Consider the following 501-nt stretch of genomic DNA (forward strand, 5'->3'; position numbering starts at 1 on the left):
GATAATAGTTCATATAGTTATTTCCTTCAATTATAGTGGATAAAGGAGGCATTTAACATGGCAAACATTCAAACTATATAAGTTGTGAAGGGGCAAACCATAGCCCTAGTCGATGTTTTGATAAACATAAGATAGTACCTGACTGCTGTACTCCGCTCACATCAAAAATGACAAGTTAACTATTCACCATTAATATAAACCATAATATTCTATCACCCTTCTAACTTTCAGAGAAACTCGGTCTAAAAAGGAAAAATTTCATTATTAAAAAACTAACAACTGCCTCACCAATCATTGTTGCCATTATAAATACCAAATAGTTAAAACCAAGAACATCGACGCCTAAATATACAATGATATTAATAGTTAACAACAGGACCAACCGCATAACAATAAACCCTACACCATGTCTAACATGTTTTTTTTCATAATTATTAAAAACAAAATACTTGTTAATAAAGTATGAGTACAAATATATTATGAAAATAGCAGAATTCATAC

General features: G+C 30.1%; 1 protein-coding gene. It reads right to left on the reverse strand.

Going from position 1 to position 501, the window contains the following annotated elements; genetic code table 11:
* Positions 1–220: 220 nt before the first annotated feature.
* The coding region (locus AB4496_RS29555) for a GtrA family protein (protein ID WP_372133703.1) at positions 221–501 on the reverse strand (281 nt) is incomplete at its 5' end.

Source organism: Vibrio sp. 10N.222.46.A1 (genome assembly GCF_041473595.1).
Lineage (GTDB): Bacteria > Pseudomonadota > Gammaproteobacteria > Enterobacterales > Vibrionaceae > Vibrio > Vibrio tasmaniensis_A.